At 70.2% G+C, this 25,334-nt stretch carries 18 protein-coding genes; 7 read left to right on the forward strand and 11 right to left on the reverse strand.

The features are described from left to right. The first annotated feature begins 485 nt into the window (after nt 1-485). The 4 genes from glgX to AB0J71_RS24835 all read left to right on the forward strand — a co-directional run bounded on the left by glgX (nt 486) and on the right by AB0J71_RS24835 (nt 7,580). A complete protein-coding gene (gene glgX / locus AB0J71_RS24820) occupies nt 486-2,579 on the forward strand; it encodes a glycogen debranching protein GlgX (protein WP_352320335.1) in 2,094 nt (697 codons plus the stop codon). Next, nucleotides 2,572-4,722 carry a malto-oligosyltrehalose synthase gene (gene treY, locus AB0J71_RS24825; protein WP_352320337.1) on the forward strand — a complete coding sequence of 717 codons (2,151 nt, stop codon included), beginning with the start codon at nt 2,572-2,574 and terminating at the stop codon, nt 4,720-4,722. The genes glgX and treY overlap by 8 nt, the downstream gene beginning before the upstream one ends. After that, nucleotides 4,712-6,424: a malto-oligosyltrehalose trehalohydrolase gene (gene treZ, locus AB0J71_RS24830; protein WP_364416257.1), complete on the forward strand. Its 1,713-nt coding sequence runs from the start codon at nt 4,712-4,714 to the stop codon at nt 6,422-6,424. Before treY ends, treZ begins: the two co-directional genes overlap by 11 nt. Nucleotides 6,425-6,569: 145 nt before the next feature. Beyond that, nucleotides 6,570-7,580, forward strand: a complete 1,011-nt coding sequence (locus AB0J71_RS24835) for a hypothetical protein (protein WP_364416259.1) — start codon at nt 6,570-6,572, stop codon at nt 7,578-7,580. 117 nt (nt 7,581-7,697) lie between these two features. On the opposite strand, the gene AB0J71_RS24840 is transcribed toward AB0J71_RS24835, so the two are convergent. The 9 genes from AB0J71_RS24840 to AB0J71_RS24880 form a co-directional block, all read right to left on the reverse strand. Beyond that, entirely contained in the window at nt 7,698-9,299 is a 1,602-nt protein-coding gene (locus tag AB0J71_RS24840; RefSeq protein WP_364416261.1) for an FAD-dependent monooxygenase, read from the reverse strand. Nucleotides 9,300-10,256: 957 nt separating this feature from the next. Beyond that, a complete protein-coding gene (locus AB0J71_RS24845) occupies nt 10,257-10,547 on the reverse strand; it encodes an MTH1187 family thiamine-binding protein (protein ID WP_352320345.1) in 291 nt (96 codons plus the stop codon). A gap of 126 nt (nt 10,548-10,673) precedes the next feature. Further along, nucleotides 10,674-11,003, reverse strand: coding sequence for a hypothetical protein (locus AB0J71_RS24850; RefSeq protein ID WP_352320347.1), 330 nt, complete (start codon nt 11,001-11,003; stop codon nt 10,674-10,676). Nucleotides 11,004-11,013: 10 nt separating this feature from the next. Continuing rightward, the gene (locus AB0J71_RS24855; protein WP_352320349.1) at nt 11,014-11,691 is read right to left on the reverse strand and encodes a uracil-DNA glycosylase; all 678 of its coding nucleotides are present in this window, start codon (nt 11,689-11,691) and stop codon (nt 11,014-11,016) included. A 69-nt stretch (nt 11,692-11,760) separates the two neighbouring features. Further along, a complete protein-coding gene (locus tag AB0J71_RS24860) occupies nt 11,761-13,134 on the reverse strand; it encodes a M1 family metallopeptidase (protein WP_352320351.1) in 1,374 nt (457 codons plus the stop codon). 82 nt (nt 13,135-13,216) lie between these two features. Then, complete coding sequence (locus AB0J71_RS24865) at nt 13,217-14,116, reverse strand: carbohydrate ABC transporter permease (protein ID WP_352320353.1); 900 nt, start codon at nt 14,114-14,116, stop codon at nt 13,217-13,219. Next, the gene (locus AB0J71_RS24870) at nt 14,113-15,486 is read right to left on the reverse strand and encodes an ABC transporter permease subunit (RefSeq protein ID WP_352320355.1); all 1,374 of its coding nucleotides are present in this window, start codon (nt 15,484-15,486) and stop codon (nt 14,113-14,115) included. The genes AB0J71_RS24865 and AB0J71_RS24870 overlap by 4 nt, the downstream gene beginning before the upstream one ends. Before the next feature lie 12 nt (nt 15,487-15,498). Beyond that, complete coding sequence (locus AB0J71_RS24875) at nt 15,499-16,827, reverse strand: ABC transporter substrate-binding protein (RefSeq protein WP_352320357.1); 1,329 nt, start codon at nt 16,825-16,827, stop codon at nt 15,499-15,501. Nucleotides 16,828-16,835: 8 nt separating this feature from the next. Next, nucleotides 16,836-18,083 carry an ABC transporter substrate-binding protein gene (locus AB0J71_RS24880; RefSeq protein ID WP_352320359.1) on the reverse strand — a complete coding sequence of 416 codons (1,248 nt, stop codon included), beginning with the start codon at nt 18,081-18,083 and terminating at the stop codon, nt 16,836-16,838. Between the two features lie 130 nt (nt 18,084-18,213). Here AB0J71_RS24880 and AB0J71_RS24885 point away from each other — a divergent pair, with 130 nt between their 5' ends. Genes AB0J71_RS24885 through AB0J71_RS24895 form a run of 3 tightly spaced genes read left to right on the forward strand, consistent with a single transcriptional unit; the run spans nt 18,214 to nt 21,712 of the window. Further along, nucleotides 18,214-18,720 carry a PadR family transcriptional regulator gene (locus AB0J71_RS24885; protein WP_352320361.1) on the forward strand — a complete coding sequence of 169 codons (507 nt, stop codon included), beginning with the start codon at nt 18,214-18,216 and terminating at the stop codon, nt 18,718-18,720. Beyond that, nucleotides 18,717-19,445 (forward strand): ABC transporter ATP-binding protein, encoded by a 729-nt coding sequence (locus AB0J71_RS24890; RefSeq protein ID WP_352349946.1) that lies wholly within the window; start codon nt 18,717-18,719, stop codon nt 19,443-19,445. The genes AB0J71_RS24885 and AB0J71_RS24890 overlap by 4 nt, the downstream gene beginning before the upstream one ends. Next, nucleotides 19,442-21,712, forward strand: a complete 2,271-nt coding sequence (locus AB0J71_RS24895; protein WP_364416264.1) for an FtsX-like permease family protein — start codon at nt 19,442-19,444, stop codon at nt 21,710-21,712. Before AB0J71_RS24890 ends, AB0J71_RS24895 begins: the two co-directional genes overlap by 4 nt. Nucleotides 21,713-21,730: 18 nt before the next feature. On the opposite strand, the gene treS is transcribed toward AB0J71_RS24895, so the two are convergent. After that, nucleotides 21,731-23,425: a maltose alpha-D-glucosyltransferase gene (treS, locus tag AB0J71_RS24900; protein ID WP_352320365.1), complete on the reverse strand. Its 1,695-nt coding sequence runs from the start codon at nt 23,423-23,425 to the stop codon at nt 21,731-21,733. A gap of 264 nt (nt 23,426-23,689) precedes the next feature. Then, entirely contained in the window at nt 23,690-25,312 is a 1,623-nt protein-coding gene (locus AB0J71_RS24905; RefSeq protein ID WP_352320367.1) for an asparagine synthetase B family protein, read from the reverse strand. Nucleotides 25,313-25,334: the final 22 nt, after the last annotated feature.

Raw genomic sequence — 25,334 nt, forward strand, 5'->3', positions numbered from 1 at the left:
GGGTGGGATTCCGGCGTCGGAGGGTAAAAGTCAGCCAAGCCGTAAGAGAGGGGGATGCCCTGGGGCTGATTTGATCAAACCACCAGAGATCGAAATGCCGCGTTCATTCCCTGGCGTGATGGCTCACCAGAGGCCGTCCGTCACATAAGGCTGGGCCGACGGGGGCTCGTCGGCCCGGCTGCCACGATCGTTCGCTCCTGCCAGAGCGAGGATCGACCGTCCTGATCGCGGGGGATCGGGGGCGCAGCGTCGCGTCGTCCGATCGCGGGTGCGGATCCGGTGCGCGGGGGCCGCGCACCGGATCCGCGAACCTCGCCAGACCCCCCACCGGGCCGAACACGTGAGCCGCCTTCGAGACCGCGCCGTCGGAGGCGGCTCACTCGATTTTTCGGAGTATTCCGGACGGACGCGTGGGAAGGAACAGGGTGGCCTTGTCCGGCGGAGCGGGGGAACAGAACATGGGGAAAGACCGCAAGGGAGCCTCGATGATCGAGATCTGGCCTGGAGACCCCTATCCTCTCGGGGCGACCTACGACGGCGCGGGCACGAACTTCTCGCTCTACACCGAGGTCGCTCAGGCGGTGGAGCTGTGCCTGTTCGACGAGGACAACGTCGAGTCGCGGGTGCCGCTCACGGAGGTCGACGGGTTCATCTGGCACGGCTATCTGCCCGGCATCGGCCCCGGCCAGCGTTACGGCTACCGGGTGCACGGGCCGTACGAGCCGGCGCGCGGGCTGCGCTGCAACCCCAACAAGCTGCTGCTCGACCCGTACGCGATGGCGATCGAGGGCGGCGTCGACTGGCACGAGGCGGTCTACGGCTACCGGTTCGGCCAGCCGGACACGCGCAACGACGCCGACTCGTCCCCGTACGTGCCGCGGTCCATCGTGATCAACCCGTTCTTCGGGTGGGGGCACGACCGGCCGCCGGCGACGCCGTACCACGACACGGTGATCTACGAGGCGCACGTGCGCGGGCTGACGATAAGCCATCCCAAGATCCCCAAGCACCTGCGCGGCACGTACGCGGCGCTCGGCCACCCCGAGATCCTCGACCACCTCACCAAGCTCGGCGTGACGGCGCTGGAGCTGATGCCGGTGCACCAGTTCGTCACCGACCACATCCTGGAGCAGCGCGGCCTGTCCAACTACTGGGGCTACAACTCCATCGGCTTCTTCGCCCCGCACAACCGCTACTCCAGCACCGGGCAGCGCGGCGGGCAGGTGCTGGAGTTCAAGGCGATGGTGCGCAGCCTGCACGAGGCGGGCATCGAGGTCATCCTCGACGTCGTCTACAACCACACCGCCGAGGGCAACCACCTCGGGCCGACGCTGGGCTTCAGGGGCATCGACAACACCAACTACTACCGCCTGGTCGAGAACGACAAGCGCTACTACGTCGACACCACCGGCACGGGCAACAGCCTGCTCATGCGCTCGCCGCACGTCCTCCAGATGATCATGGACTCGCTCCGCTACTGGGTCATCGAGATGCACGTCGACGGGTTCCGCTTCGACCTCGCCTCCACCCTCGCCCGCGAGCTGCACGAGGTCGACCGGCTGAGCGCGTTCTTCGACCTGGTGCAGCAGGACCCGGTGTTGTCGCAGGTCAAGCTCATCGCCGAGCCCTGGGACGTCGGCCCCGGCGGCTACCAGGTCGGCAACTTCCCCTCCCGCTGGACCGAGTGGAACGGCCGCTACCGCGACACGATCCGCGACCTGTGGCGCGGGCAGGCCGCCACGCTGCCCGAGTTCGGCTCCCGCCTCACCGGGTCCAGCGACCTGTACAAGGACGACAGCCGCCGCCCGGCCGCCTCCATCAACTTCGTGACCTGCCACGACGGCTTCACCCTGCAGGACCTCGTCGCGTACAACGACAAGCACAACGAGGCGAACAAGGAGGGCAACCGCGACGGCACCGACGACAACCGATCGTGGAACTGCGGCGAGGAGGGCCCGGCGAGCCTGGCCATCGAGTCGCTGCGCGAGCAGCAGAAACGCAACTTCCTCACCACGTTGTTCCTGTCGCAGGGCGTGCCGATGCTCTCGCACGGCGACGAGCTGGGCCGCACCCAGAAGGGCAACAACAACGGCTACTGCCAGGACAACGAGCTGACCTGGGTCGACTGGTCCGACGTCAGGGAGAACTGGCTGCTGCTGGAGTTCACCCAGGAGCTCGCGGCGCTGCGGAAGAAACATCCGGTCTTCCGGCGCAGGAGGTTCTTCTACGGCAGGCCGGTACGCGGGCTGAGCGACATCGCCTGGCTCACCCCGTCCGGGGAGGAGATGACCGACAGCGACTGGAACGTCGGCTACGCCAAGTCGCTGGCCGTCTTCCTCAACGGCGACGCCATCACCGAGCCCGACCGGCGCGGCCGCCCCATCAGGGACGACTCCTTCCTGCTGCTGTTCAACGCCCACCACGACACGATCAAGTTCACGATCCCCCAGGACTACGGCGAGATGTGGCACACCGAGATCGACACCGCGATGCCCATCAGGCTCGACGTGCGGATGGTGCGCGCGGGCGAGGCGATCGAGGTCCCCGGACGCAGCGTGCGGGTGCTGCGCCGTGTCTAGGCCGGCCTCGACGTACCGGGTGCAGCTCACCCCCGACTTCGGTTTCGCGCAGGTCGCCGAGATCGCCGGCTACCTGCGCGACCTCGGCGTCAGCCACGTCTACCTGTCGCCGGTGCTGCAGGCCACGCCCGGCTCGCGGCACGGCTACGACGTCGTCGACCACTCCAGGATCAGGGAGGAGTTCGGCGGGGCCACCGGCTTCCGCGAGATGGCCCAGGAACTGGCCGCGCACGACCTGGGCATCGTCATCGACATCGTACCCAACCACATGAACACGATGAACGCCCAGTTCTGGTCGGTGCTCAAGGACGGGCCCGCCTCGCCGTACGCGAACTGGTTCGACATCGAATGGGTGGAGGGGAAGGTGGCGCTGCCGGTGCTCGGCGACGACACCGAGCCCGTGGTCGACGGCGACGTCCTGCGCTACCACGAGCACGCCTTCCCCCACCCGGGCCACTACCGGCTGGTCGACTGGCGCGAGGGCCCCGGCTACCGGCGCTTCTTCGACGTCTCCTCGCTGATCGGGCTGCGCGTGGAGGACCCGGCGGTGTTGTCCGCCACGCACGAGGTGATCTTCTGGCTGCTGGACGAGGGCCTGGTCGACGGGTTGCGCATCGACCATCCCGACGGCCTGGCCGACCCCCGTGGCTACCTCGACCGGCTGCGCGAGCGGACCGGCGGCCCCTGGACGGTCGTGGAGAAGATCCTCATCGGCCCCGAGCGGCTGCAGCCCGACTGGGCGTGCGACGGCACGACCGGCTACGAGGTGCTCAACCGGGTCAACGGCCTGTTCGTCGACCCTTCGGGCAAGGAGCCGCTGGTCCGGCTGTTCAGCGAGCTGACCGGGCAGCCCGACGACTACCGTCCGGTGATGACGCAGGCCAAGCGCGAGGTGCTCGACCTGTTCTTCGGGGCGGAGATCGACCGGCTGGCCAGGGTCACCGGTTGCGCGCCGTCAGCGGTGTCGGAGCTGCTGGCCGCGATGCCGCTCTACCGCGCCTACCTGGTGCCGGGGGAGGAGCCGCCGCCGGAGTCGGTGGAGATCGTCGAGCTGGCCGCCGCCGAGTGCTCGCCCGCCGTGCGGCCGCTCGTCCAGCAGGTCCTGTACGGTTCGCCGGAGGCGATCGTCCGCTTCCAGCAGACGTGCGGGCCGGTCATGGCCAAGGGCGTCGAGGACACCGCGCTGTACCGGTGGTTCCCCCTGTCGTGCCTCAACGAGGTGGGCGGCGAGCCGGACGTGTTCGGCGTCTCGGTCGAGGAGTTCCACGACTTCTGTGGGGAGATGTCCCCGTACACGATGACGACCCTGTCCACGCACGACACCAAGCGGTCGGAGGACGTGCGGGCCCGGTTGTCGGTGTTGTCGGAGATGCCGCGGGAGTGGGCGTCCACGGTGTCCGAGTGGTCGCGGGAGCTCTCCTTCGACCCCCACCTCGACTACCTGGCCTGGCAGAACCTCATGGCGGCCTGGCCGATCTCCGCGGAACGCTTCACCGACTACCTGCTCAAGGCGGCGCGCGAGGCCAAGACCGCGATCTCGTGGGTGCGTCCGGACGCCGGTTACGAGCGACGGCTGCGGGAGTTCGCGCAGGCCGCCGTGCGGCTGCCGGTGGAGGAGTTCACCGAGCGCATCGAGCCGTTCGCGATGTCGAACTCGCTCGGGGCCAAGCTGGTGCAGCTCATGATGCCCGGCGTGCCCGACGTGTACCAGGGCAACGAGACCACCGACTTCTCGCTGGTCGATCCGGACAACCGGCGGCCCGTGACGTACCCGCGCAAGCCCGAGACCTCCTGGGACGCCGCCAAGCTCCTGGTCACGACCCAGGCGTTGCGGCTGCGCCGGCGGCTCGGGGGCGCGGCGCCGTACCTGCCGCTGCGGGCCGAGGGGGAGGCGGCCGAGCACGCGATCGCCTTCGCCCGGGGCGAAGGCCCGCGGGCGGTGGCGGTCGCCACCAGGCTGCCGGTACGCCTCGCGCGCCGCGCCGCGGTCACCGGCCACTCGGTGTGGGGCGACACCACCTTGACGCTGCCCGGTGGATCCTGGCGCGACCTGCTCACCGGCGAGCCGCACTCGGGGACGGTTCCGCTGGCCCGGCTGCTCGATCAGTACCCCGTCTCACTGCTGGAGCGACATGATCTTTGAGGTCTGGGCACCGAAGGCCACGGCTGTCGAGGTCGACGTTCTGGACGGACGCCGGCCGATGTCCCGGGGGGAGAGAGGCTGGTGGTGGGCCGAGGTCGCCGAGGCCGGTCACGGCACCAGGTACGCCTTCGTCCTCGACGGCGGCGGGCCCTACCCCGACCCGCGCTCCCGGCGGCAGCCGGAGGGGGTGTTCGGGCCGAGCGCGGTCTACGAGCACGACCGCTTCACCTGGTCCGACCACGACTGGAAGGGCCGCGACCTGCGCGGTTCGGTGATCTACGAGCTGCACGTCGGCACGTTCACCGGCGAGGGCACGTTCGCCGCGGCGATCGAGCGGCTGGAGCACCTGGTCGAGCTCTCCGTGGACTTCGTGGAGATCATGCCGGTGGCCCCCGTGCCCGGCGGGCGCAACTGGGGGTACGACGGCGTCGACCTCTACGCGGTCAACGAGACGTACGGCGGGCCCGACGGGCTGAAGTCGTTCGTGGACGCCTGCCATCGGGCCGGGATCGGCGTCATCCTGGACGTGGTCTACAACCACCTGGGGCCGTCGGGCAACTTCCTCCACCCCTTCGGTCCGTATTTTTCCGGCTTTGCTGGTAGTTATTGGGGCGAAGCGGTCAATCTGGACGGGCCGGGGTCCGACGAGGTCCGCCGGTACTTCGTCGGCAACGCCGTCCAGTGGCTGCGCGACTACCACATCGACGGGCTGCGGCTGGACGCCGTCCACGCGCTGCACGACAAGCGCGCCCGCCACCTGCTGGCCGAGCTGTCGGAGGAGGTCGACGCGCTGGCCTGCTCGCTCGGCCGGCCGCTGTCGCTGATCGCCGAGTCCGACCTCAACGACCCGCGCATGGTACGCCCGCTGGAGGCCGGCGGCCTGGGGATGACCGCGCAGTGGAACGACGACGTCCACCACGCCCTGCACACCGCCGTGAGCGGCGAGAGCCACGGCTACTACGAGGACTTCGCCGACCCGTCGGCGCTGGCCAGGGTGCTGACCCGAGGCGTGCTGCACGACGGCGGCTACTCCAGCTTCCGCGACCGGACGCACGGGCAGCCCTTCACCGGCGTGCCCGGCCACCGGCTGGTCGCCTGCCTGCAGAACCACGACCAGATCGGCAACCGGCCCGGCGGCGACCGGCTGCCCGTCTCCGCACTCAGGCTGGGGGCCGGGCTGCTGCTGACCTCGCCGTTCACGCCGATGTTGTTCATGGGGGAGGAGTGGGGGGCCGGCACGCCGTTCCTGTTCTTCTCCGACCACGTGGAGCCCGAGCTGCGGGAGAGCGAGGGGACGCGGCGCGAGCGCGAGTTCGACGGCTTCGGGTACGCCTGGGACGCGCCGAACCCGTCCGACGAGGAGGCGTTCCTGCGTTCCAAGCTGGACTGGAGCGAGCTGAAGGAGGAGGAGAACTGGTCCCTGCTGTGCTGGTACCGGGACCTCATCGCGCTGCGCAAGGCGCTGCCGGAGCTGTCGGACCCGCGGCTGGACCGGGTGCGGGTGGAGAGCGATCCGGAGGGCAGGTGGCTGGTCATGTGGCGCGGGACGGTGTGCGTCAGCGTCAACTTCTCCCCGGAGACGCTGACGTTGCCGCCGGCGGGCGCCACCCTCCTCCTGGCCTCGGACGACCCGGTCGCCGCCGGCCCCGACGGCCTCCGCCTCCCCGGCCAAACCCTCGCCATCACCCGCACCACTCCCTGACCGAAGGCCCTCCGCCTCCCCGGTGGTTGTCCACAGGGTGGGGGCCGGTCGGTGGGTTCGTCCCCAGAACCAGGTTCGGCCGCACCGTGGCCGGCCCGGTTCCGGATCCTGGGTGCCTCACCACGTTTCGAAGGCGAGGCACCTCATGAAGATCGTTCTGCCGCTCCCCGCCATGCTGACCTCACTGTTCGTCGTAGCCGTGGAGCACCTGCCGTTCGACGTCGACACGTTCGTGCCCTGGCGCGTGCCCGGGCCGTACCGGAAGGCGGCCCGTGACGCGCTCGACACCCCGCCGTCCCTGACCGTCACCCATGTCCCCGCCCCCTGGCGACCGGCCGGCCTCACCCTCACGGGCGACGAACGCCGGCGGCTGCACCGGGCCGGTCAACACGTGCTGGTGTCCACCACCGCGCCCCCACGCCGCCTGCCCGGCAACGTGCAGACCGCCAGAGCCGTCGCCCGCGCCCTCGCCCGCCAGGGCGGCGGCCTGCTGATCGACCCGTCCACCGCCTCGGCCGTGCCCGCCTGCCCGAGGTCGCCGGGCGAGCCGGGAGACTTCCGCCTCGCCGACGACTGGCTCACCTGGGACGTGCAGATGCGCGACGACGCCACCTGCCCGCCGTGGGACCCGTCCGAGACGGCCGCCTGCGACTGCCTGCGCGTCACCTCGCGCGGCCTGCGCCGCTTCGCCCTGCCGGAGATCACGCTCGACGGCGCCGCCTGCGCCCACAGCCTGTGCGCGACCGCCCTCCTCCGATCAGTGGCCCATCGCCTGGTCGCCGACCAGCTCGCCCACCTGCGGGCGCACCCGCTGGCCACCTGCCACGAGATCGACGACCTCCTGCGGATCCAGCCGTCCGGTGCTCTCCGGGGAGTCCCGCCCTTCGGCGTGCGACTGACTCCCTGCGACGCCGACCTTGCGGACCTTGCGGACCTTGCGGACCTCGCCGACCTTGCCGACCGCGGCGGGCCGGGCAGCTCGGGCGCCATCCGCCGCCTGAAGGTGGGCCCCGCCCCCGGCTCCGGCCGGCTCACCTGTCTGAAGGTGGGGCCGCCGTCCGGCTTCACCGGCTCGGTCAACGACTGGCTCCGCGCCGCCGGCAGCCTCGACCTGACCTCCGCCGACCACGCCGCACGCCCGGCCCTCGCCGCCTGACCTCCGCCCCCGCGAGACGGCCAGACCCATGGAGCACGTACGTGCCTCCCCGCTCATACGCACGTCTCACGACCCCGGCGAAGGCCATCGGGCCCGGGTCCGGCGAGAGGCAGGTGGTCAGCGGTGCAGGATCCGGGTGAGGGCCTGGTCGAGCGTGGACATGGGGTCCGGCGTGGGGCGAGGGGCGCGCCAGGCCACGTACCCGTCGGGCCGCACCAGGACCGCGCCGCCCTCCCGTACCCCGTACCGCTCTCGCCAGCGGCCCTCCACGTCCACCAGCTCGTCGTCCACCAGGATGCGGGTGAGCTGCACGCCCAGGCGCTCCTTGACCACGCGGCCGGCGTCCATCCACACCTGGCCGCCGCTCTTGTCGGCCAGCAGGACGAAGCCCGAGCCGAACAGGTCGATGGTCGAGATGCGCTGCCCCTCCCAGTCGAGCACGACGTGCGGGGCGCGGCTGCCGGGCCGCCCGCTCGGAACGCGCGGGTCCTCCAGCAGCGAGCCGTCGTCGCCGGGCTCCTCCAGGACGGCGGCGGAGTGGTACCGGTAGCCGAGCATCGCCTGCAGGAAGTCCTCCAGGGGCTCGGGGTAGTCGGAGCGTTCGTCCACGGGCATCCGCACGCTGAGGTTGGCGAGCTGGGCGTCGGCGGTCAGGGCGCCGATCGGGCGGCGTTCGGCGTCGTAGGTGTCCAGGAAGCCGGGGCCGGCCTGCCCGCTGAGCACCAGCCAGAGGCGCCAGGCGATGTCGCAGCCGTCCTGGAGGGCGGTGCTGCCGCCCTGACCGCCGGTGGGCGGCATGGTGTGGGCGGCGTCGCCGGCGAAGAAGACGCGTCCGGCGCGGAAGGTGTCGGCCACGACGTGCGCCAGGCTGAACGTCGCCGTGTCCAGCACCTGCACGTCCAGGTCCGGAATGCCGGTTCCGGCGCGGATGAGCTCGACGCAGCGCTCCTCGGTGAGGGGCTCGGCGCCGCCGTCCGCGGAGGGCGTCTGGTTGATGCCGAGCACGTGTGCGCCGACGCCCGTGCCGGTCACGATGACGCCGGTGAACGCGTCGTTGTGGAGGTACCAGATGATGACCTCGCGCTCGTTCACCAGGCCGGTCAGGTCGGCGTCGAACATGATCGAGCACATCTGCACGAGGTCGCCCCTGCCGGAGGTGGGCACGGCCAGCCGCTCGCGCAGCGGGCTCCGGTGGCCGTCGGCCGCCACCACGTAGTCGGCCCGTACGATGCTCTCCTCGCCGTCGGCGGCGCGGATCACGGCGGTGACGCCGTCGTCGTCCTGGTCGAGGGAGATCAGCTCGGTGGAGAAGCGCAGGTCGGCGCCGAGCTCGTCGGCGTAGGCGCGCAGCACCCGTTCGACCTCCGACTGGGGGGCGCCCACGCGGGGCACGGGGGTCAGGTCGGCCAGGGCGTCGGATTCGCCCGTGTCCTCAAAGATCATCTGCGGGTCGGGGTCGGCCAGCGATCTGGCGATCGCGATGCGCATGGAGTCGCCGATGCCGATCCAGATGTCGGCGAACGTCTGCTCGATCCCCGGCAGCGGCCGCAGCAGCTCGACGGCTCGTGGTCCCATGCCGAACGCCTTGGGCTGGATGGACGTGCTCGGGTGCCGCTCGACCAGGATGACGGGCACCTCGCGCCACGCCAGCAGCGCGGCAGCGCTCAGGCCCGCGTACCCGCCGCCGACCACCAGCACGGGCACTCGCTCTTGTCTCATTGCCTCCACCTCCGGGCACGAGTAGTATCGCGTTCGCCGATCAAGCGACACGATATGTCGCGTTTACACAGCCGGTCAAGACATATCGCGAATCCCGCCATTCATCGGAGCTCTCCGGCTGCGTGAAGAAGCGCTCCGCCTTCGGAGCCACGGCCCAACGGGCGATGTCCGCCCAACCCGGGAATCGTGCAGCGCTGACATCCCAAGGAGGCCGCGTTGTGGCACGTTGAGGCAGGCCTTCAGCACACGTGCCCGATCTGGAACTCGGTCCGATGCGCCCGCTACGGGGCTTCGCGCTACGCACGCGCCTCGGGGGGCTTCTCATTACGCAGGGGCCTCGGGGGGTTCGCGCTACGCACGGGCCCGGGGGTGCGCGCTACGCACGGGCCCGGGGGTGCGCGCTACGCATGGGCCCCGGGGGTTTGCGCTACGCATGGGCCCGGGGGTTCGCATCACGCGCGGGCGCCGGCCGTCGCCACCCTGAACGCCGTGGCGCCGCGCTCATGCCCCGCTGCGGGGCTCCGCGGTACGTGCCTGGGTCGGGGCTCCGAGTCCTGTGTCCGTCGTGGGGGCTTGCGGGCCAGGTGCCTGGTGCGGGACTCGTCAACATGTGCCCGCCACAGGAGGTGCCCTGCCCTCTTGCCGCCGCGCGGGGCCGCGCGCCGTGTGTTCATTGCGGGCTCCGCGGTACGCGCCCACGTCCGAGGGCTTCGAGCATGTTGAGTTTCGGGCCGCCGCCCAGGCGCTGGCCGGGGGTGGCTACTGGGCCGGGGGGCGGGTGCCGGACATGGGTGGGGTGCCGGGCATGGGGCGGGTGTCGGTTTCCAGCGGGTGCCTCTGTGTCGGGGCGCTGGCGAGGGCGGATTGCGGGGAGCGACTCCGGCGCAAAGTCCCTGTTGGGACCCAGGTCCCAGGTGTCCCTGGTGGGGTTGAGCTGTTCTGCGGTGGGACGGTGGGTCAGGGGAGGTGGCGTTCGAGGCTTTGGAGTTTGGTGGTCATGCCGTCCGTCACGCCCGGACGCAGGTCGGCCTTGAGGACCAGGCTGACTCTCGGGGCGACCTCCGAGACGGCGTCGACCGCGCGCCTGACGACGTCCATGACCTCGTCCCACTCGCCCTCGATCGTGGTGAACATCGCGTCCGTGCGGTTGGGCAGGCCGCTCTCGCGGACCACCTTGACGGCGCGGGCGACCGGTTCGGCGACCCCTTCGCCGACGCCCAGCGGGGTGATGGAGAAAGCCACGATCATGGCGACAGATCCCTCGGAGAACGGAAAGAGCCCGGACGGGACGATCGTATCCGGGGCGAAGAGCCACGACGCGGGTGGGGCGTCGTGGCTGAACGCCGTACGTCACGTCACGTCACGTGCGAGAGGTCACGCGTGGTCGTGGTCGTGGTGGTCTTCGTCCTCGTCCTCGCTCGGCCCCTCGGACGGCTCCACCCCGAGAACGGCCTCGCGCGGCTCGATCTCGGTGATGTGGTCCACGAGCTGCAGCACGTGGTCCGGCTCGATCAGCCACTGCAGCGCCGAGGCGCCGGTCTCGTCGGAGTTGACGAGGTCGGCCTGCTCGGAGCGCTCCTCGTCGCTGAGGTCGGCGTCGGGATGCCGGATCTCGGCCAGCGCCGCCGCCTGCAGCGCGTTCACGTCGAGCACCTCGACGGTCAGCTCGACCGTAAGGCGCAGGTATTTCGGTTCATCACTCATGGCGACGATGCTAGGGCAGCTTCCACTCGACAGGTGCGGCGCCTTGCTGGGTGAGCAGCTCATTGGCCCGGCTGAACGGCCGCGAGCCGAAGAAGCCGCTGCGCGCCGACAGCGGTGACGGGTGCGCCGACTCGATGCGCGGCACGCTGCCGAGCATGGGCGCGAGGTTGCGGGCGTCGCGGCCCCACAGGATGGCGACCATCGGCTTGTCGCGGGCCACGAGGGCGCGGATGGCCTGCTCGGTGACCTGCTCCCAGCCCTTGCCCCGGTGGGAGGCGGGCTTGCCGGGCATGACGGTCAGGACCCTGTTGAGCAGCAGCACGCCCTGCTCGGCCCACGGGGTCAGGTCGCCGTTGGCGGGGCGGGGGAGGCCGAGGTCGGACTCCATCTCCTTGTAGATGTTGAGCAGGCTCCCGGGTATCGGCCGCACCTCGGGCGCCACCGAGAACGACAACCCGACGGGGTGGCCGGGCGTGGGGTAGGGGTCCTGGCCCACGATCAGCACCCTGACGTCGTCGAAGGGCTGGTTGAACGCGCGTAGGACGTTGGGGCCCGCGGGCAGGTACTGCCTGCCCTCGGCGATCTCGTTGCGCAGGAACTCACCCATCAAGGAGATCTGCTCGGATACGGGCTCAAGAGCCTGAGCCCATCCGGCTTCGACGACTTCATGCAAAGGACGACCGGCCATGGCCGTGAAGCTTATCTAGGTCTGGTACGGCTTGCCGCCCGAACGGACACGCAGGCCGTACCGGAATGATCACAACGACGGCTTGCCGGGCTGGAAGAGCCAGGCGTCGAAGAGGGCGTCGAGCTGCCTGCCGGACACGCGTTCGGACAGGGCGACGAAGGCGGCGGTGTCGGCGTTGCCGTACTTGTGGTCGTTCGCCCAGGTGCGCAGGATCGTGAAGAACGCGCTGTCGCCGACGGTGCGGCGCAGGACATGCAAGGTGGCCGCGCCGCGGTCGTAGACGGGGTCGTGGAAGAGCGCGGCGGCGCCGCCGGGGTCGGCGGTGGGCGTCTGCCAGAACTCGTCGTCCGCGGGCCTGGCGTAGACGCCGTCGAAGGACGCCTGGACGGTACGGCTGCCGATCTTCTCCAGCCAGAGCCATTCGGCGTACGTCGCGAAGCCCTCGTTCAGCCAGATGTCCCGCCATAAGGTCGGCGTCACCGAGTCGCCGAACCACTGGTGGGCCAGCTCGTGCGCGAGCAGCGACTCGCCGGGCACCGCGGGGTAGATGGGCCGGGTCTGGGTCTCCAGGGCGTAGCCGACGTTCGGCTCGTGGTCCACGATCCCGCCCGTGGAGGAGAAGGGGTACGGGCCGAAGAGCGAGCTGAAGTAGTCCAGGACGGGGGCGTGGCGGGCGGCGAAGTCCGTCGCCTTGCCGGCGAACTTGGGGTCCACGGCCGTGATCACCCGGTAGCCGCCGGACCTGGTGTCGGTGAGCTGGAACTTGCCGATCGACACCGTGGTCAGGTAGCTGGCCATGGGCTCGCGGGCGTCCCACACGTAGGTGGTGCGGCCGCCGGCCGACGTCCTGGCCACCAGGTCGCCGTTGGCCACCGCGACCCTGGTGCTCGGCACGGTGACCGAGAACCGGTACGTCGCCTTGTCCGACAGGTGGTGGTTGCCGGGGTACCAGGTCATCGCGCCCTGCGGCTCGTTGGCGTTGAAGACGCCGTCGCTGGTCCTGATCCAGCCGTCCCTGGAGCCGTCGGGGTCGAGGACGTGGGTGGGCCTGCCGTCGTACCGGACGGCGACGGAGAAGCCCTGCCCGGAGGCGAGCCCGGCGGCGGGGGTGACGACCAGTTCGTCGCCGCTGCGGGTGAAGGCGGCGGGCCGGCCGTCCACGGTGACCGAGCGTACGGACAGCGAGCCGGACAGGTCGAGGTCGAAGCGGCTGAGCGCCTGGGTGGCGCGGGCGGTGAGGGTGGCGAGACCGGTCAGGACGTTGGAGGAGGGCTCGTAGTCGAGGGCGAGGTCGTAGTGGCCGGCGTCGTAGCCGCCGTTCCCCTGACCGGGGAAGTACGGGTCGCCCGCCCCGGGCGCGCCCGGGGTGCCGCCGAGCGCGGCGGCGGGGGTGAGGGGGAGGGAGATGAAGGCTGCTGCGGCGAGGGCGAGAAGACGCTTCATGAACAATCATCGGAGGTCCGTAAGGACATGTTACGGGCGCCCGCCTGCCCCCCTCGGGAGGCGGGCGCCCGCCGGGAATGGCCTACTTGACGGAACCGGCCATCATGCCCTGGACGAAGTACCGCTGGAAGGCGAAGAACAGCACCAGCGGGATGATCAGTGACAGGAACGCCCCGGAGGAGAGGATGTCGACGTTCGATCCGAACTGCCGCATCTGAGACTGCAGGGCCTTGGTCATCGGCTGGTTGTCGGTGTTGGCGAACACGAGCGCGATGAGCATGTCGTTCCACACCCACAGGAACTGGAAGATCCCCAGCGAGGCGATGGCCGGCTTGCCCAGCGGGAACACGACCTGGGCGAAGATCTTCCACTCGGGTGCGCCGTCCATCCTGGCCGCCTCCAGCAGCGAGGCCGGGATGCCGACGAAGAAGTTGCGCAGCAGGAAGATGGCGAACGGCAGGCCGAACGCCGTGTGGAACAGCACCACGCCGGGGATCGTGCCGAAGATCCCGATGCCGCCGTAGAAGGCGGCGACGGGGATCAGCGCGATCTGGATCGGCACGATCAGCAGGCCCACCACGACCAGGAACGCCGTGTCCCGGCCGCGGAACTCCATCCACGCGAACGCGTACGCCGCCATGGCGGCGATGCCGATCACCAGGATCGTGGTCGGCACGGTGATGGCCACCGTGTTCCAGAACGACGAGGTGAAGCCGCTGGCCAGCAGGTTCTTGTAGTTGGCCAGGGTCAGCTCGGCGGGCTTGGTGAAGATCGTCCACCAGCCCTCGGCGTTGTTCACCTTCACCGTGCGCAGGGAGACGACCAGCAGGCCGAGCGTCGGCACCAGCCAGAACAGGCCGAGCACGATCATGATCACCTGGACGGCCCCGCCGCCGAGGCGGTCCACGATCCTGCTCGCCACGCCCCTGCGCGGCGCGCCCGACTCCAGTCCGTGAGGCGCGTTCACGGTCGCGGTCGTCATGTGTCTTCCCTTCTGAACCGGCGGATGTTCATGATCATGAAGGGGAGGACCAGGATGAGCAGGAACACCGCGAGTGCGCTGCCGAGCCCCTGGTTGTTCCCGCCGCCGAACGACACGCGCCACATCTCCAGCGCGACCACGTTCGACTGCGGCTGAACCGAGGCCGGCGCGATGATGTAGACCAGGTCGAAGACCTTCAGCGTATTGATGATCATCGTCACGAAGACGACGAGCAGCACCGGCGACAGCAGCGGCACGGTGATCCGCCGGAACACCTGCCACTCGGTCGCGCCGTCGATGCGGGCGGCCTCCAGGGCGTCCCGCGGGATGGCGGCGAGGCCGGCGGCGATCAGCACCATCGCGAACCCGGCCCACACCCAGACGAACGCGCCGATGATCGCCGGCGTGATGAGCGTCTGGCCGAGCCAGGTCAGGCCGCCGTAGCTGGCCTGGAAGTTCGACTCCGGCAGCCGTACGACGTAGGAGCCCGCGGGCAGGCCCTCGAAGCGGAACGTGCCGTCGTCGGCGGTGGTGGCGGTGCCCGCCACCTTGCCGTTCTGGACCGCCTCGACGGTGATGCCGGGCAGGCCCTTCTCCGTCGGGTCGACCGCGCCGCTCTGGCCGCCGCCGCCCTGGGTGAAGTCGAACCAGACGGTCCCGGCCAGGCCGTCACCCGAGGGAGCGCGGGCGGGCTGGGCGTTGGACGGCATGGTCTGCGGCTTGACGCCGACGATCGGGATCAGCACCGGCCGGCCCGCCTGGGCGGGCTCCTTGGTGACGACCGCGCCGTTCTGCTCGGTCACCGGAGAGTCGTCGCCGCCGCGCGGCCGGGCCTCGGGGTAGCCCTTGGAGGAGGAGAACGTGTCGTGCACGGTGGTGAGCACGGCGTTGGCCAGGCCCTTGTCGGGGCTCTCCTCGTACACCAGGCGGAAGATGACGCCCGCGGCCATCAGCGAGACCGCCATCGGCATGAACACGATCAGCTTGAACGCCGTCGCCCACTTGATGCGCTCGGTCAGCACCGCGAAGATCAGGCCGATCGTGGTGACGACGATCGGCGCCACGACCACCCAGATGAGGTTGTTGCGGATCGTGACCAGCATGCCCTGGTCGCTGAAGATCGTGGCGTAGTTGCCCAGCCCCACGAACCCGCTGCCCGAGGCGTCGAACAGGCTGCGGAAGATGGAGTAGACGATGGGGTAGACCACCCAGACGCCGAGCAGCAGGGCCGCCGGCAGGAGGAAGGCGATGGCGACCGCCGGCGATGGGCCGAGGCGTCGTCTCGTACGGGGGGTTTCAGCCGGTCCTGCGGAAGGCCCGCCCGCGATCTTCGCGGGCGGGGCCGCCGGGCCGTCCAACCGTTCGGTCACGGCCTTACCTCTTTACTTCCAGGCCTTCTTGGCCTCGGCCTCGAGCGCCGCCTGGGCGCCCTTGACGTCGCTCGGGTTGCGCAGGAAGTCCTGGAGGACCTTCCACTCGCCCTTGCCGTCGGTGCCGCCGAAGGCGCTCGGGGCCAGGTCCGACATGTCGTAGCGGACGGCGTCGCCGGCGGAGACGATCGTCTGGCCGAGCTGCTTGGTCAGCTCGTCGGGGTAGTTGTCGGGGGAGACGTTCTTGTTGGGCGACAGGTAGCCGGGGAGCTTGGCCCAGATCTCGCCGCCCTCCTTGGAGGCCAGGAACTGCACCAGGGCCATCGCGCCGGGGGAGTCCTTCATGACCACGGCCACGTCGCCGCCGAGCACGACCGGGGCGGTGTCGCCGGCCTTCGGGAACGGGAAGTACTTGGCGCCCTCGCCGACCTTGGCGCCGTCCTGGGTGGCCTGGGTGGCGACGAAGTCGGCCTCGATGACCATGGCGGCCTTCTTGTTGCCGTAGACCTTGGTCACGCAGGTGGGGAAGTCGGTCTGCAGCGCGCCGGAGGCGCCGTCGAGCACGAACTCCTTCTTGCCCGCGATCTGCGCGATCTTCTCCAGGGCGGTGGCGACGCTGGCGTCGGTCCAGGGGATCTCGTGCTTGGAGAGCTTGTCGTAGTTCTCCGGGCCGGCGCTGGACAGGTAGACGTTCTCGAACAGGTCGGTCAGCGTCCAGCCGGAGGCGCCGCAGAGGGAGAAGGGCGGGGTGCCGGAGTCGGCGATGGTCTGGCCGGCCTTGATCAGCTCGTCCCAGGTCGTCGGCACCTGGACGCCGGCCTCCTCGAACGCCTCGGAGCGGTACCAGACCAGCGACTTGTGCGCCGCCTTGATCAGCACGCCGTACACCTTGCCGTCCGCGGAGCCGAGCTCCTTCCAGTACGGCGTGTAGTTGGTGTCGATCTCCTGGGTGACCTCGGCGGACAGCGGCTTGAGCGCGTCCTGCTTGGCGTACTGCTGCACCAGACCCGGCTGCGGCAGGATGGCGACGTCCGGCGGGTTCTTGCCCTGGATGCGCGGGCCGAGGTAGGCGCCGGTGTCCTCACCCGTGGAGGCGTAGGTGACGGTGGCGCCGGTCTTGTCGGAGAAGGCCTTGAGCACCTGCTCGAAATTCTTCTGCTCCGCGCCGGTCCACTTGGCCGCGACCTCCAGCTTGACGCCTTCGAGCGTCTTGGCGCCGGCGGCGGAACTGGCCGGCGCCGACTCCGAGGCGGTGGGGGTCGTCGTCGTCGGGGCGTTGCCGCAGGCGGCGACGGCTACCGCGAGCCCTGCCAGGACTACTGCTGCTCTGGCTTTACGCATGGCTTGCCTCACTGGGTTCTGATGATCTCTTCGAGTTCTGACTTCATGGAGGCCGCGACGTCGTCGGCGGACTCGTTCTCGGGGTCGGCCAGGGCCTTGGCGACCGAGCTGGCGATCACCAGGCTCACCTGGTTGTAGTTGGCGCTCACCGGCCGCGGTTTGGCGGCGAGGATGCTCTCCTTGAGCACGGGCAGGTACGGGAACCGCTTGATCAGGGCCGGGTCGTCGTACAGCTCGGTCCACACGGGCGGGAAGGAGCCCTCGGTGAGGACGCGGCGTTCGTTCTCCAGGCTGGTGAAGTAGCGGATGAACTGCTGTGCGGTCTGCTGGTGCTTGGAGTAGGCGCTGACGGCCAGGTTGATCCCGCCGAGGGAGCTGGATCCCTGGCCGTTGAGTCCGGGCAGCCGGGTCACCGCGAAGCGGTCGCCCAGCTTGGCCCTGGCCGGGCCGTAGGCGTGCGGCCAGTTGCGGGCGAAGGCCAGCTTCCCGTCCTGGAAGGCCAGCCGGGTCTCCTCCTCCTTGAAGGTCAGCGAGTCGCCGGTGATCCAGCGTTCCCGCAGCCCTTGCATCAGGAAGTCGAGGGCGATCTTCCCCTTGGCCGGATCGAGGGTCACTTCCGTGCCGTCGTGGTTGAGAATCTGCCCGCCCGCCGACTGCACTGCCTCGGAGAAGTTCACGGTCAAGCCTTCGTAGGCCAGGAGTTGGGCCGCATAGCCTCCGATATCCCGCTTTTTCGTTACTTCTCGTGCTTCATCGCGAAGTTCTGCCCAGGTCTGCGGCGGCTTCTTGATGAGATCGGTCCGGTAATAGAGCAGTCCCGCGTTGCTGGTGTACGGGACGGCCCAGAGCTTGCCCTTGTAGACGGCCGTGTCCACGACGGGCGGCAGGAACCTGTCGAGCGGGAACAACCCGCGCTCCAGGGGGATGATCCAGCCGTTCTCCGCGAACTCGGCGGTCCACACCACGTCGAGCCCCAGCACGTCGTAGCGGTTGCTCTGGGCCTGGAGGTTGGCCACCATCTGGGCGCGTTGCTCGTCGGCGGCCTCGGGCAGCTCCAGCAGCGTCACCTTCTCGGCCGGGTGGGCCTGGTTCCAGCGGTCCAGCAAGGGTTGCAGGTACGCCGTGGTGTCGCGTCCGGTGGCGAAGGTGATCGGGCCTGTGCCGCCCGTCCCCTTCTCGCCGCCGCCCTCGTCGCCCGCCACCGTGCATCCGGCCGCCAGCACGACGACCAGAGCGAACGAAAGCGGGCGCAGCACTCTGTTTCCTCCACAATCAGCGGGGTTACATACGTGTTAGGTAGATGCATTCATGTTATGCACACCTGTAATCTGATGGTCAACGGATACCTACGTAACGCTCACGTAACACAAAGCGGGGAGGTGAGGCGTGCGGCTTCACCTGCTGGCGCTCCTGGCCAAGGAACCGGCCCACGGCTACGAGCTCAAACAGGCCCTTGAACAGACGTTCGGCAGCGCCTACCCCTCCCCGAACATCGGGCAGATATACGTGACGCTCGGCCGGCTGGAGAAGGACGGGCTGGTCCGGGCCGTCGACGTCGAGCAGTCCAACCGGCCGAACAAGAAGGTCTACTACCTGACCGCCAAGGGCCGCGACCTGCTCACCATCTGGGTCGACGAGCCCACCGAGGGGCCTCGGGTGCGCGACGAGTTCTTCATGAAGCTCGTGCTCGCGCCGCTCACCGGCATCGCCGACCGGATGGCGCTGATCAACCGCCAGCGCCGCCACTACCTGTCGCTCATGGGCGACCTCAACGACCTGCTCTCCCGTACGGCGCCTGCCGACCGGGTGGCGCTGCTGCTGATCGAAGGGGCCATGCTGCACCTTCAGGCCGATCTTGACTGGCTGGAGCGATGCCAGGAGGATCTGGCATGAGCTCGGTCCTAAAAACGGTCAATCTGGTCAAAATCTACCAAGATGGCGCAGTGCCGGTGCCGGCTGTGCGCGGGGTGGACCTCCAGGTCGAGCCGGGCGAGTTCGTCGCGGTGATGGGGCCGTCCGGCTCGGGCAAGTCCACGCTCGTGCACATGCTCGGCGGCCTCGACGCGCGCACCAGCGGCGAGATCTGGCTCGACGGGCAGCGGGTCGACACCCTCTCCGAGAGCGCCTGGGCGCTGCTGCGGCGCAAGAAGGTCGGCTTCGTCTTCCAGTTCTTCAACCTGGTCGCCAACATGACCGTCGGCGACAACGTCGAGCTGCCCGCGCTGCTGGCCGGGGCCTCGCCCAAGGTGGCGCGCGAGCGGCGCGAGAGCCTGCTCGGCGCGCTCAACCTCGCCGACCGCGCCGGGGCCTCGCCCGCCCAGCTCTCCGGTGGCGAGCAGCAGCGCGTCGCGCTGGCCAGGGCCCTGGCCAACAAGCCCAGCCTGCTGCTGGCCGACGAGCCCACCGGCAACCTCGACAGCCGCAACACGCGCGACGTGCTGCGCCTGCTCAGCGACGTGCACAAAGAGGGGCAGACGATCGTCATGGTCACCCACGACGCCCGGGTGGCGGGCCTGGCCGACCGGCTGGTGTCGCTGTTCGACGGCGAGATCGTCGACGACGGCCGCATCGCCCGCCGCCGCACCCGCACCGCCGGCGAGGTGATCGACCTCCGATGAGCACCACCCTGGCCGGAAGCCGGTGGATCAAGGCCGACCTGCGGGCCAGGAAGGGCCAGGCGGTGCTCACCGTGCTGGTCGTGGCCGGGATCGTGGCCGCCCTGATCACCGCGGCGACCCTCCTGGAGGACGGCACCAACCCGTGGCGCAGCCTGTCGGCCCAGACCGACGGCGCCCACGTCTGGGTCTACACCGACGACAACCCCGACGTCGCCCTGGGCGGCATCGACGGCGTCACCGGCACCGCGGGCCCCTACCGCTCCGCCCCCGTCACCGTGGCCCAGGAGGGCAAGAAGGAGCCCGCGTCGCTGCGCGCGATGCCCGCCTCGCCGCCCCGGGTAGCCCATCCCGTGCTGGCCGAGGGCAGGTGGCTCGACGGCTCGCAGCCCGACGGCGTGGTCGTCGAACACTCCTTCGCCAGATCGCTGGGCCTGGCGATCGGCTCGCCGTTCACCGTCATCGCGCTCAACGGCGAACGCCACACGCTGTACGTGCGCGGCATCGCCGACTCCGCCGACCAGGGCTTCTACCCCGAATGGACGCCCGGCCTGGCCTGGGTGCTGCCCGCCACGCTCGACCGCGTCGAGCCCATGCTGGGCCGCAGCGAATGGGTCACCGGGCTGCGCCTGTCCGACCCCGACGCCAGCCAGGTCGTGGCCCAGCGCGTCGTGGTGATGCTGGAGGACAAGCTCCAGCGCGTCTACACCTGGCGCGAGGTCAGAGCCGCCATGGAGCTGGACAACCGGCTGCTCGGCACGCTGCTCGCGCTGTTCGGCGTGGTGGGCATGGTCGCCGCGGCGCTCGCGCTGGCCAACGCCGCCGGCGGCCGGGTGCTCGGCCAGCTCCGCGACCTGGCCACGCTCAAGTCCATGGGCTTCACCGGCGGCCAGGTCGCCCTGCTGCTCCTGGTCGAGCACGGCGCGCTCGGCCTGCTCGGCGTCGGTCTCGGCGCGCTGGCGGGCTGGGGGGCCACGGCGGTGGTGCTCGGCACGTACTCGGCCGCGCCGGTGCCGGTGCTGGCCATCGTGGCGGGCACGGCGCTGGTCGTCCTGGGGGCGGTGGGGGTGCCCGCCTGGCGGGGCGCGCGCACGCCGCCGATCCCCGCCGTGCCGGCCTCGCCGCCGCGCGGCCACCTGTCCCGCCTGGCCCGGCTCGGCCTGCTCGTACGCCTCCCGCCCGCCCTGATCCTGGGCACCCGCGACGCCTTCACCAGGCGCGTGCCGGCGTTCCTGACGGCGTTCGGCCTGGCCGTGCCGATGATGATGATCACGATCGGCCTCGGCGTCTGGGCCACCCTCGACAACTTCCTCAGCCACCCCGAACAGGTCGGCCAGCACGCCGGCCTGTACGTCCGCCCCGGCAAGCAGATGGAGTCGGCCGAGGCCCAGCGCATCGCCGAACGCGACCGCGACGTGCGCGCTGTCTACCCGGGCAGCGACGTCAACGCCCTGGCCCCGGGCGAGGCCCGATCGGTCCGGGTGCGGGCGGTCGGCAGCTCGACCGACCCCTACCCGTTCCCCGTGATGGAGGGCAGGGGCTACGCCGAGCGCGGCGAGGCGGTGGCCGGGCAGGGGCTGCTCGACCTGCTGGGGGTCAGGATCGGCGACCGGGTGCGGCTGACCGTGGGCGGCTCGCCGCTGATCGTCCGGATCGTGGGCCGTACCGTCGAGCCCGACCTGGACGGCGAGGTGCTCTCGGTAGGCCTGGACAGCCTGGCCGCCAAGGACTCCGTGCCGCCCCAGTACTACGCGCTGGCCCTGCGGCCGGGCGCCGACAAGGCGGAGGTGCGCGCCAGGCTGCTGGCCGAGTCGGGGGAGAACCTCGACGTGCAGGCCGCGGTCAACCCGGCCGACCGGCTGTCGATCATCAGAGTGGTGATCGTGGCGCTGATCGCCGTGCTGGCCCTGATCGGCCTGGCCAACCTGCTCACCGCGAGCGCCATCGGCCTGCGCGACCACGCCTTCGACCTGGCCGTGCTCAAGGCCATGGGGCTGACGCCACGCCAGGTGATGGCCACGCTGGTGACCGGCACCGGCCTGCTGGTCGTGCTCGGCGTCGGCGCCGGCACGGCGGTGGGGGCGTCCGTGGTGGTGGGGTTGATCGACCTGCAGGGTCACACGAGCGGCGTGGGCGCGGGCATCGGCCGCGCGCCCTCGCCGGTGACGCTGGCGGTGGCCGTGGTGACGGCAGTGGGCACGGCCCTTGCGGTGGCGCTCATTCCCGCCCGCCGCGCGGCCCGTGCCCAGGTGCCTGTCACGTCACGCTGATCCGCCCGGGGGCTGTGCTCAGTCCCCGGCCTTCAGCGCGAACCAGTAGAAGCCGTGGCCCGGCAGGGTCAGCAGGTAGGGCAGCTCACCGATCTTCGGGAAGCGCACCCCGCCGCGGGCCTCGACCGGCACCATGCCCTCGAACCTGCGCAGGTCCAGCTCGACGGGCTGCGGGAACTTCGACAGGTTGTTGACGCAGAGCATCACGTCGTCGCGGTCCTCGCGCACGTACGTGAGCACGCACGGGTTGGAGGACCACATTTCGGTGTAGGCGCCCAGGCCGAACACCGGGTGGTTCTTGCGGATCTCCAGCATGCTGCGGGTGAAGTGCAGCAGGGAGCCCGCGTGGCGCTGCTGGGCCTCCACGTTGACCGCCTGGAAGCCGTAGATCGGGTCCATGACGGCCGGCAGGTAGAGGCGGCCCGGGTCGGCCGAGGAGAACCCGGCGTTGCGGTCGGGGCTCCACTGCATCGGCGTGCGGACCGAGTCGCGGTCCTCCAGCCAGATGTTGTCGCCCATGCCGATCTCGTCGCCGTAGTACATGACCGGCGAGCCCGGCAGCGACAACAACAGCGCCGTGAACAGCTCGATCAGGTCCCGGTTGTTGTCCAGCAGGGGCGCCAGGCGACGCCGGATGCCGAGGTAGGCGCGCATGCGCGGGTCCTTGGCGTACTCCTTGTGCATGTAGTCGCGCTCTTCCTCGGTCACCGTCTCGAGCGTGAGCTCGTCGTGGTTGCGCAGGAAGATGCCCCACTGTGCCGTGTCGGGCAGCTTGGGGGTGCGGGACATGATCTCGGAGATCGGCTCGCGGGTCTCCTTCTTCACCGCCATGTAGATGCGCGGCATCAGCGGGAAGTGGAAGGCCATGTGGCACTCGTCGCCGCCGGTGGTGGGGTCGCCGAAGTACTCCACGACGTCCTCGGGCCAGCCGTTGGCCTCGGCCAGCAGCACCCGGTCGGGGTAGAGCCGGTCGACCTCCGCGCGGATCTTCTTCAGGTACGCGTGCGTCTCGGGCAGCCCGGAGCACGCCGTGCCCTCGCGCTCGAACAGGTACGGCACCGCGTCGAGGCGGAAGCCGTCGATCCCCAGGTCGAGCCAGAACCGCAGCACCTCCAGCATGGCCTCCTGCACCGCCGGGTTGTCATAGTTCAGGTCCGGCTGGTGGTGGAAGAAACGGTGCCAGTAGTACTGCTTGCGCACGGGGTCGTACGTCCAGTTGGACTCCTCGGCGCCGATGAAGATGATCGGCGCGTCCGGATAGCCGGTGGGCTCGTCGGACCAGACGTAGAAGTCCCCGTAGGGCCCCTCCGGGTCGTGCCTGGAAGCCTGGAACCACGGGTGCCTGTCGCTGGTGTGGTTCATGACCAGGTCGGTGATGATCCGCAGGCCCCGCTCGTGCGCGGCCTCGATCAACTGGACGAAGTCCCCCAGGTCACCAAAGTCCGGAAGGATCTTCATATAGTCCGAGATGTCATAACCGCCATCGCGCAGCGGGGACTCGTACAGCGGCAGCAGCCAGAGGCAGTCGACGCCGAGCCATTCCAGGTACCCGAGCTTCTCGATGAGACCGCGCAGGTCGCCCGTGCCGTCACCGTTGGAGTCCTTGAACCCCCGGACGAGAACCTCGTAGAACACCGCCCGCTTGTACCATCGCGGATCTTCCGAGACGAAAGCCTCAGAGATCGACTCAGGTGATGGGGATGCGTTGATCATGATGTCGCTCACAGGAAGAGATGTGGGCAGGACGAAGTCACCGGTTACCCCGGCGTTCTTAGCTGGTGACCGCGCCGCGTGGAGTCGTCATCCCTGCGAACTCCATGCCCTCGAACGAGACCGGATTTGTGATCTGGTGCCCGTTTGTTGCGGCGCTTACGGGCCGAACACTACCAGCCCGGTGGCTTTCCGGAACCCGCTTCTGCTGTGCGACGTGTAATACCCGCGAGATCCGTATGTAATCGCCCTGTTACCCAGAGTTCACTAAAAAGGTGCGGTGACGTCCGGCAGGTCGTTCTCGAAGTCGTTCAGCCAGAGTCCGAAAAGCACCAGTCCGCGCACCCAGAAACGGTCGTTCCAGCCGTTGAACCGGGTCAGCGCGTCCGGGCCGCCGGCGATCACCTCGTGCAGCTCGTCGGAGAGCATCGCGGGCACGCGGCGGGCCACGACTTCCAGCATGGCGTGGGAATAGGCCCGCGCCGGCGCGGCCGTGGAACGCAGGGGCACCCGCTGGAGCGGCTGCTTGACCACGTTCGTGGAGGGCAGCGCGGCCACCCTCGGATTGGCCGCGTGCAGCACCTCGCGGTAGAAGCGGCCCTTGTCCTTGCGCGCGACGCCGACGCTGAGCGCGGCGTCGAAGAAGGCGGGATGGATGAACGGCGCCGCGAACGACGCCTCCGGCCCCACCAGGTTGACCGCCGAACGCGCGATGCCGCGCACGGTCCTGGTGTGCAGCACCGACAGCGGCAGCTCGGCCCGGTGGCCGTGGAGCATCGAGGTGGCCGCCGCGAACTGCTCGCGCACGGTCTCCTCCATCCACTGCGCGGCCGCCTTGGACAGGAACGGCTGCGCGGGCGCGCCCAGCGACAGCGAGCCCAGCAGCGCCGCCGACCGCTCGGCCTGCGTCCTGGCCTCCAGCGCGGCGCCGCTGACCATGAAGTTCTTCAGCAGCGGGCCGCCGGCCAGGCCGTCGACCAGGATGCGGCCCGAGCCGTGCACCTCCTTGGCGAACGGCGCGTACCAGGCGTGGTGCGGCGTCAGGTACTCCAGCCGGCGGGCCACCTCGGCGGCGTCGGCGGGGTAGGCGGCGGCGTCCTGGGTGACGACCCGGTGCGGGATGCCCAGCTCGCGGGTGATCGCCCTGGCGAAGGCGATGTCGGTGTCGGTGCCGTCGTCGGGGCTGGTGGTCCACGACTCGACGTCGGCGCCGCGGGCCACGGCCACGCTGGCCAGCAGGCGCGAGTCGTAGCCGCCGCTGACCGGCACGAGCAGCCTGCGGCCGTCGTAGTCCTCGTAGACGTGGTGCAGCAGCTCCACGATCTCCTCGGGGCTGGTCCACGCCTCGTACGGCTCCGTGCGCAGCCAGCGCGGCAACCGGCGCTCGGTGGCCAGGCGGCCGTGCTCGAACACCAGCGCGCTCGACCCCGGCAGCCGCCTGACCTCCCGGTACGGGGTCGCCTCGCCCAGCGGGAACGTCACCTGGATGATCGAGGCCCAGGCGGCCCAGTCGATCTCGATGGGCACCAGGCTGAGCAGCGGCTGGATCAGCGAGGAGAAGTAGACCGCGTCGCCCTGGCGGACGTAGTAGACGTCGACCAGGCCGAGCGCGCCGCCGTGCAGCGTCACCCGCGCGCCGTCGCCGATCAGCCCGGGCGTCTCGTACGTCTCCGCGACCGTCATCCAGTCCTCGGCGGCGGCCGGCTTGCGCTCGCCCCACGAGAACGCGAACGCGCCGCCCGCCCGGTGGTACGGCGGCAGCGGCGCGGAGCTGAACAGCGCGGCCTCGTCCGTCTGGAGCGCGGGCCGCACCTTGGGGCCCGCGGCGGCGAGTTTTCCCAGTATGGAGATGTCGATCCGGCCGAGAGCGCCGCATACGTAGGGTCGCACGTTGAACTGCACCGGATCTCAT

Source organism: Nonomuraea sp. NPDC049637 (genome assembly GCF_040675235.1).
Classification (GTDB): domain Bacteria; phylum Actinomycetota; class Actinomycetes; order Streptosporangiales; family Streptosporangiaceae; genus Nonomuraea.